The following is an 8,856-nucleotide window of genomic DNA, read 5'->3' on the forward strand; positions in this document are numbered from 1 at the left end:
AAAACATAACTTAAAAACAGATCAAAAAATGAAAAACGTATGCGTAACAATCTTAACGGTATTGGCTTTAGTAAGTTGCCAAACAGATGAGTCAACAGAGCAAGAATATCCATATTACCAATTTGGAGAAACAGAACAAAAATTCATTATAAATCATGAATATAAAGAAGGAGATATTTTAGTTTATAAAAATGAAGACAATGAATCACTACATTTTGAAGTGGTAGAAGTAACAGAACGTAAAGCAAGACAGTTTTCTGAAGGCACATTTTCTGGTGGTGGCGGACACATGCAAGCATATTTTGACAGTAAAATTATTCGCTTAGAAATAATTGAAAATGGAACTAACTATTCTTGTTGTGACCAGATTAATTATGTGTTTTCTAAAAGAGAGGATGTTTTTAGAGTAGGATTAAAATTCCCGCTATGGAATCAATCTTCAGCCTCATTTATTGATGAAATTCAAAATCCTATAGACATAACTATAGATTATAAATATGGATATACATATCAAAATCTAACTTTAAATGGTGTTAATTATGATAGCGTTTTAAAATTTGAAAGTGAGACACCAAATAGACTTTACAATGATTCAACAAATATAGATATTCTAGTAAATGAGATATTTTATGATTTAGGTTTCGGAATTGTTCAATTTAAGGATACGGATGGTAAATTATGGAGTTTGACGAATGAATAAATTCTTATGTCATGAAAAATATACGAAAAACAGCTTTAGTTACAGGTGCAGCTTCAGGACTGGGATTTGAGTTTGCGGTATTATTGGCAAAAGATAAATACAACTTAATTTTGGTTGATATTGATGTAGAAAAGCTAGGAATTTCCATCAGAAATATTAGAATGATTGCTGATGTGAACATAAAAATAATTATTCAGGATTTGAGTGAAGCATCAAGCAGTGAGGAAGTTATGAAGCAAATTGGAAATACACCAATTGACGTTTTAATTAATAATGCTGGCTTTGGTTTGTTTGGGAAATTTTCAACTACAAACTGGGAGCGCGAATCTAAAATGTTGCAATTGCATGTGTATACCACAACGTATTTGACAAAGTTGTTGTTGAAGCGAATGGAGAAGCATGGAAGTGGCAAAATATTAAATGTTTCCAGTTTGGCAGCGTTTCAACCTGGACCATTGATGTCATTGTATTATGCATCGAAAGCATATATTTTATCATTCTCAGAAGCTATTGCCAACGAATTGAAAGGTACAGGAATTACGGTGACAGCATTATGCCCTGGACAAACCAATACTGGATTTCAGAAAGTTGTTGCAGCAAGTGCTTCAGAACATAAAATTAAGTTTAACATTGCATGCCCAAAAGCAGTGGCAAAATATGGTTATAAAGCGATGCAGCAAGGAAAAACAGTTGCAATTCCTGGGCAATTGAATCGTTTGTTGTCAAATGTTCCAAGATTTATACCTAGAAGTTTGGTTACCACAATCATTAGACGATTGCAAGAAAATAATCGATAACAAAAAACGCCTCGAAATTTCGAGGCGTTTTTTAATATATAAAGAGTTGAAAATATTAATTTTCTTTCTTGTCTTCTCTTGGTTTGCGATTATCACGTCCGCGATTATCTCTACCTCTGTTATCACGTCCACCAGAACGTTTGTCATCTCTTGGTGGTCTTGTAACATATCCTTCTGGTTTTGGTAAGATAGCTTTACGAGAAACTTTCTCTTTACGAGTCTTTGGATCAGTTCCAAAATATTTCACGTCTAAAACATCTCCCATTTTTACGATGTCACTTACATTATCTGTACGTTCCCAAGCAAGTTCAGAAATGTGTAATAATACTTCGTTTCCTGGTGCTTCTGTATATTCTACAACAGCTCCGAAATCTAACATTTTTACAACTTTTACTTCGTAAATGCTTCCTTTTTCTGGTTTGAAAGTGATTGAGTCAATCTTAGCTAATACAGCATCAATTCCTACTTGATCTGTTCCTAAGATTTCAACAATTCCTTCTTCAGTTACAGGATCTTCGTTGATAACGATTGTAGTTCCTGTCGCTTTTTGTAATTCTTGAATTACTTTTCCTCCAGGTCCAATTAACGCTCCAATATAATCACCAGGAATTGTTTTGGTAATCATTTTTGGTGCATGTGCTTTTACGTTGTCGTTTGGTGCAGCAATCGTATCCGTTAATTTACTTAAAATGTGTAAACGTCCGTCACGAGCTTGTTGTAAAGCATTTACAAGAATTTCGTATGATAATCCTTTTACTTTAATATCCATCTGACAAGCAGTGATACCATCTGCAGTTCCAGTAACTTTAAAGTCCATATCTCCTAAGTGATCTTCATCACCTAAAATATCAGATAAAACAGCGTACTTTCCAGAATCACCATCAGAAATTAATCCCATTGCAATACCAGAAACTGGTTTCTTTAATTGTACACCAGCATCCATTAACGCCATTGTTCCAGAACAAACAGTTGCCATAGAAGAAGAACCGTTAGATTCTAATACTTCAGAAACTACACGTACTGTGTACGGGCAATCGTCAGGTACCATTCCTTTTAATGCACGTTGTGCTAAGTTTCCGTGTCCTACTTCACGACGAGATGTTCCACGAATTGGTCGTGCTTCACCTGTTGAAAAAGGAGGGAAGTTATAATGTAAATAGAAACGCTCTTCACCTTCGAAAGATGGCATATCTATTTGGTTTGCTTCTCTAGATGTTCCTAAAGTAACAGTTGCTAAAGCCTGAGTTTCTCCACGTGTAAAGATTGACGAACCATGTGTTGATGGTAAGTAATCTACTTCACACCAAATTGGTCTAATTTCGTCAGTCTTACGACCATCTAAACGTAAACCTTCATTTAATGTTAAATCACGGATAGCCGATTTTTCAGCTTTACGATAATATTTAGATACTAAATCACCAAAATCTTCTAATTCTTCTTCAGAAAAAGTTGCTTTGATTTCTTCTTTAATTTCTGCGAATGAATTACTTCTTTCGTGTTTTGCAGAACCAGCTTTTGCAATAGCATATACTTTATCGTATGCCATGTCATACACTTTCTTCTCTAAATCAGCGTCTTCTCTTTCAGGATCGTACTCACGTACTTCTTTCTTTCCGAAAGCTTCCGCTAAACGAAGTTGTGCAGCACATTGTACTTTAATAGCTTCGTGTGCAAACTTGATAGCTTCCGTCATTTCTTCTTCAGAAATTTCATCCATTTCACCTTCAACCATCATTACAGAATCAGCAGAAGCTCCAATCATCATATCGATGTCAGATTCTTCTAATTGTGCTCTAGTTGGGTTAATGATAAATTCGCCATCAATACGTCCAACTCTAGCTTCAGAGATTGCACATTCAAATGGGAAATCTGATAATTGAATAGCTGCAGATGCTGCTAAACCAGCCATTGCGTCTGGCATTACATTTTCGTCATGAGACATTAACTGAATCATCACTTGCGTTTCTGCGTGATAATCTTTTGGGAATAATGGACGTAATACACGATCCACTAAACGCATTGTTAATACTTCACCATCACTTGGTCTTGCTTCTCTTTTGAAGAAACCACCAGGATAACGTCCAGCTGCTGCAAATTTTTCGCGGTAGTCAACTGTTAAGGGTAAAAAGTCAACATCGCTTTGTTTGTAGTTAGAAACCACTGTACATAATAACATACATTTTCCTGACTGCACAACAACGCTACCATGAGCTTGCTTTGCTAACTTTCCGGTTTCGATAGAAATTTCCCTACCGTCGCCTAGGTCTATGACCTCTCTAAAAACTTTTGGAATCATAAATTTTTTTTAATTCTAATTAAACAAAGGTCGTTGTGTTGTTGTTGTGTGTGTAGTTGTTGTTTGACCCAATGAAAAACCAGTAATTATAGCTTTTTAATACTTCCAACCAATGCTAGAAGCGTACTTTTATGTATTAAAAAAAGAGGCACGAAGCCTCTTTAGTTTTATTTTCTTAATCCTAATTCTTTTACGATTGCACGATATCTTGTGATATCCGTTTTCTTTAAGTAGTCAAGTAAACTTCTTCTTTTACCTACTAACTTTACTAGAGAACGCTCCGTGTTAAAATCTTTACGATTTTTCTTTAAGTGCTCTGTTAAGTGATTAATTCTGTATGTAAACAATGCAATTTGACATTCTGATGTTCCAGTGTCTGTTGCAGATTTACCATGCTTTGCGAAAATTTCCGCTTTAGCTTCCTTATTTAAGTACATGCCAATATTAATTTTAATGATTTTTATGTATCAATACGTGTATCGTATCAAGCGGCAAATATACTACTATTTTTTAGATTGCAAATTAATAATTAAACCTTTTTGATTGTAGCGAGTCCTAAGTACATTAATGTTAAAAAACGTTAATTTATGAAATGAACCATAATACCTGGTTGGCGCCAAACTAAGATGATTATCGGTTAATTCTATCTGAAAGAATTTAAACTTTAAAAACAAAAACAGATGAAAACCAAATTCAAAAAGCAACGAGGAATTTTATTGGTCTTGATGAGTCTCTTTCTTATGACTGCTTGTCAAAACGAAAATGAAACTGCAACTCTTGAAGAAGCAGTGATGAACGACGAACTCGCAAAACGCAGTGCAGAAGTTGATTTGATATCGGATGATATTGGATTAATTGTAGAAGAAGCTTCGTTAGAAAATAAATCGGCAACATCATTTTTGCCACCATGTGTAACAATTACTATTGAACTTAGTGAAGGTTTTAGACAAAAAACACTCGATTTTGGCGATGGATGCGAATTGCCAAATGGAAATATAGTAAGCGGTATTATTATAATGAGTCATGAAATTAATACAGATCCAGCACATAGAGAAATTGCAGTGAGTTTTGATAACTTTACTCGAAATGGTGTATTGATTGAAGGAACACGTAGCATAGAACGCATCTTGACTAATGATGCAGGAAATCCGCAATCGACTGCGCAAGTGAATATGCAAGTTACTTGGCTAGATGAAACCACAGCCACTCGCGAAGGTGTTAGAATTCGTGAATGGATTGAAGGTGTTGGCACAGGAACTTGGACAGATAATGTGTTTTCTATTACAGGAAACGCTACAACTACTGGAAGACTTGGAAATACATACGCAGCAAATATTACAACGGCATTGCGTAGAGAAGCAGTTTGTGCTTTTATTGTAAGCGGAACAGTTGAGTTGTCTCGAAATGATAACACAGGAACGTTAGCATACGGAGAAGGAACTTGCGATGGTGAAGCCACGTGGACAAATCCAAATGGAGAAACCGTAACCATTTATTTAGATTAGCAATCTTGAGTAATTTTTAGTTTTAGGCAATGAAAAAGGCTTCCAATTTGGAAGCCTTTTTTTATAAGTTTATGTGCAAACAAAATTACGCGCGTATTGGCTGATTTTGAATTAAGTCAATATACAAGTTGATTCTGTTTTTCAATTCTTTTCTGTGTGAGATAAAGTCTAAGAATCCGTGTTCTAATAAGAATTCTGATGTTTGGAAACCTTCTGGTAAATCTTTTCCAGTAGTATCGCGTACAACTCTTGGTCCTGCGAAACCGATTAATGCACCAGGTTCAGCAATGTTAATGTCTCCTAACATGGCAAATGAAGCTGTTGTTCCTCCTGTTGTAGGATCGGTACATAATGAAATGTATGGAATACCAGCATCAGCTAGTTGTGCTAATTTTGCAGAGGTTTTTGCCAATTGCATTAATGATAAGGCAGCTTCCATCATACGAGCACCACCAGATTTTGAAATAATCATGAATGGAACGTTGTTTTTAAGTGAATAATCTGCAGCACGTGCAATTTTTTCTCCCACAACACTTCCCATAGAACCTCCAATAAAAGAGAAATCCATACAGGCAATGACTAAGTCTTTTCCTTTCGATTTTCCAACTCCTGTTTTTACAGCGTCTTTTAATCCTGTTTTTTCTTTGGCAGCTTTCAGTCTGTCAACGTATTTTTTACTGTCCTCAAATTTTAAAGGATCTTTTGACGTTAAGTTTTTATCAAGTTCTTTAAACTCTCCTTCGTCAAATAATATTTCAAAATATTCTTTACTTCCTATGCGAACATGATATCCATCTTCAGGACTTACGTAAAAGTTTTTTGCCAGTTCTTCTGAATCAACAACTTTTCCTGTTGGTGATTTGTACCAAAGACCTTTGGGCGTATCTCTTTTTTCCTCCGTTGAGGTTTGAATTCCTTTTTCTTTTCTTTTAAACCAAGCCATAATGATTTGTGAATTACGATTTACAATGTTAGACTGTTTTTACAATCTGTACCGTACGATCAATTAGTTAGTTTCCTTTTTAAGTTAGTCGACAAAATTACTGTTTTTATTAATGAAACTCAAAATTTGATATGGCTATCTACATATTCGAATTTATTTGAGCATAAAAAACCTCGTTACTTATTGATTATCAGTAGTAACGAGGTTTTATTTTTTGTTTTCCACTTTTGTGGAATCTGTCTTTTTGTGACTTTTACTTTCATGAGATTCTCACTTTCGTGGGAACTTTGGCGTTTACTTCGACTGTACTCAGTAGTCTTTGATTCGCGTTAGGGATTGAGGTTTTGTTGAAGCTCCTCGAAGAGAGCGACTGCCGAAAGCCCGACCTAAAAGGTAACGCCCAACTATATTATAAGGTATTTACGTTGTTTAAGTCTTCAAAAGCTTGCTTTAAACGTGTTTTGAAAGTCAATTCACCTTCACGTAACCATTTTCTTGGATCGTATGTTTTTTTGTTTGGAATGTCGTCTCCATCAGGGTTTCCAATTTGTGCTGCTAAGTAGTCTTGCTTCGTTAACATGTAATCGCGAATTCCCGTCATGAATGCGTATTGCAAATCTGTATCAATGTTCATTTTGATAACTCCGTATCCAATTGCTTCTCTAATTTCTTCTAGCGTAGAACCAGATCCGCCATGGAAAACGAAATCAATATGATTGTGTCCAACGTTGTATTTTTTTGAAATATGCTCTTGCGAGTTTTTCAAGATTTTTGGTGTCAACTTTACATTTCCTGGCTTGTATACACCGTGTACGTTTCCAAAAGCTGCTGCGATGGTAAATCTTGGACTTACTTTCATTAACTCTTCGTATGCGTAAGCAACTTCTTCTGGTTGTGTGTATAGTTTAGAATCGTCTACATCGCTGTTGTCAACTCCGTCTTCTTCTCCACCTGTAATTCCTAATTCGATTTCTAGCGTCATGCCCATTTTGCTCATACGTGCTAGATATTCTTTACAGATTTCGATGTTTTCTTCTAATGGTTCTTCTGAAAGATCGATCATGTGCGAACTGTATAATGATTTTCCAGTTTCGGCGAAGTGCTTTTCACTTGCGTCTAACAAACCGTCAATCCAAGGTAATAGTTTCTTAGCACAGTGATCGGTATGTAAAATTACAGGAACGCCATAGGCTTCTGCCATTTCATGCACGTGTTTTGCGCCTGCAATTGAACCAGCGATTGCCGCTTTTTGGTCTGCGTTGCTTAAACCTTTTCCTGCGTTGAATTGTGCGCCTCCATTTGAGAATTGAATAATTACAGGAGCGTTGAGTTCTGCAGCCGTTTCTAGTACTCCATTAACAGAGTTTGAACCTACTACATTTACTGCTGGTAATGCAAAGCCTTTTTCTTTGGCTAGTTTGAATATTTCTTGTACTTCATCTCCAGTAGCAACTCCTGCTTTGATATTATGACTCATCGTCTTTGGTTTTTAGTTTGGATTACAAAAGTAATAAAATTGTAATGAGTTTTTACGTAGTTGTTAATTTTAGAAGTGTTAAGGAAGTCACTTTTGCGAATTTGATAATTTTAGTCGTTTTAGCACTTGAAATTCTATCAGATTATTTGTGTTTTTGGATAAAAATTGATTTGTTGTTGGCTGTTTTTTGGAAAGAATTAACGCGTGATTTGTAACTGTTTGATAGCGCAAACGTTATAGTGTTTTTTAATTGTAAATGTTGAATGTTACATTTTAAATTATTTTGTCACTCAAAACTCAAATTGAAAATGTTTGACGCAATTGTATATCAAACGACATTTATGGTTAAATTCCAAAATATATGAAATAGGATAGAAGGTACGATAGATTTTGATTTGTATAAAAGCACTCCTGAGATGAATCCGCCAAAGAATGTAATATATGCATCATGCAGATTTAGAAATGATATATCATATAGTGACTTACCAAGTTGAAGATGTATACAAGAAAATAATAAAGAAGCAAAAAATATAGCTAGATAAGGTTTGTATTTTTCTGTCAATGCGCGTTGGAGATAATTTCTGAAAAAGAGCTCTTCAACAATTGGCATTAAAATTATATATGACAATGAGTTTAGTGAGTATAGTCTTTCTAATGTAAATTCATAAGTATGAATATTTGAAGTAGTGTCAAAGTAGTATAAAATATTTAGGGGCATTTGAAAGAATACAAATCCGATTCCTAATAGGACTCCAAGTAGGATGAAATTCAATGTCGTTTTTTTTAAACTCAATACATCTTTTCGATTTGGACGTGAAAAAAAGACAATAAATAACGTCAAGCAAATAAGACTGTTGATGAAATCGTAGTTTTTTAATATTATTGGAATATTGTTTTTTCCTAATAGTAAAAAGTACCAAAGCCAAATTAGCTCAGTAAAGATTATGTATAAGAGTGTAAACAAAAATGCTTTGTAGAACTTCATTGAGTTTTGACCTTAGTTTATGTGTTTATAAGTTTAGATTCTTATAACAAATAACGAAATTTAAAATGTAAAACTCAAAATGAAAAATGTAAAAGTATTTTCCTTAACATCTAACACTTAAAAAGGATAATTAATCCCAATATTATACACAGC

Annotated in this window: 8 protein-coding genes; 3 read left to right on the plus strand and 5 right to left on the minus strand. The window is 34.6% G+C overall.

Annotated features, from left to right (window positions below; all coding sequences use genetic code 11):
• Positions 1-28: 28 nt before the first annotated feature.
• Both ACRBBL_RS13310 and ACRBBL_RS13315 read left to right on the plus strand, forming a co-directional pair.
• Positions 29-700, plus strand: a complete 672-nt coding sequence (locus ACRBBL_RS13310) for a hypothetical protein (RefSeq protein ID WP_431369555.1) — start codon at positions 29-31, stop codon at positions 698-700.
• An 11-nt stretch (positions 701-711) separates the two neighbouring features.
• Positions 712-1,497, plus strand: coding sequence for an SDR family NAD(P)-dependent oxidoreductase (locus tag ACRBBL_RS13315; protein ID WP_431369556.1), 786 nt, complete (start codon positions 712-714; stop codon positions 1,495-1,497).
• A 55-nt stretch (positions 1,498-1,552) separates the two neighbouring features.
• Here the strand turns inward: ACRBBL_RS13315 and ACRBBL_RS13320 are convergent, their stop codons facing one another.
• Entirely contained in the window at positions 1,553-3,793 is a 2,241-nt protein-coding gene (locus tag ACRBBL_RS13320) for a polyribonucleotide nucleotidyltransferase (protein WP_431369557.1), read from the minus strand.
• Positions 3,794-3,960: 167 nt separating this feature from the next.
• Complete coding sequence (rpsO, locus tag ACRBBL_RS13325; RefSeq protein ID WP_431369558.1) at positions 3,961-4,230, minus strand: 30S ribosomal protein S15; 270 nt, start codon at positions 4,228-4,230, stop codon at positions 3,961-3,963.
• A gap of 243 nt (positions 4,231-4,473) precedes the next feature.
• Here rpsO and ACRBBL_RS13330 point away from each other — a divergent pair, with 243 nt between their 5' ends.
• Entirely contained in the window at positions 4,474-5,298 is an 825-nt protein-coding gene (locus ACRBBL_RS13330) for a hypothetical protein (protein ID WP_431369559.1), read from the plus strand.
• Positions 5,299-5,383: 85 nt separating this feature from the next.
• Here the strand turns inward: ACRBBL_RS13330 and accD are convergent, their stop codons facing one another.
• From accD to ACRBBL_RS13345, 3 genes are all read right to left on the minus strand, one after another.
• Positions 5,384-6,241 carry an acetyl-CoA carboxylase, carboxyltransferase subunit beta gene (gene accD, locus ACRBBL_RS13335; RefSeq protein ID WP_431369560.1) on the minus strand — a complete coding sequence of 286 codons (858 nt, stop codon included), beginning with the start codon at positions 6,239-6,241 and terminating at the stop codon, positions 5,384-5,386.
• Between the two features lie 409 nt (positions 6,242-6,650).
• Entirely contained in the window at positions 6,651-7,718 is a 1,068-nt protein-coding gene (gene fbaA / locus ACRBBL_RS13340; RefSeq protein ID WP_431369561.1) for a class II fructose-bisphosphate aldolase, read from the minus strand.
• A 328-nt stretch (positions 7,719-8,046) separates the two neighbouring features.
• Complete coding sequence (locus ACRBBL_RS13345) at positions 8,047-8,490, minus strand: CPBP family intramembrane glutamic endopeptidase (RefSeq protein WP_431369562.1); 444 nt, start codon at positions 8,488-8,490, stop codon at positions 8,047-8,049.
• Between the last annotated feature and the right edge of the window lie 366 nt (positions 8,491-8,856).

The organism is Kordia sp. (genome assembly GCF_050633145.1).
Lineage (GTDB): Bacteria > Bacteroidota > Bacteroidia > Flavobacteriales > Flavobacteriaceae > Kordia.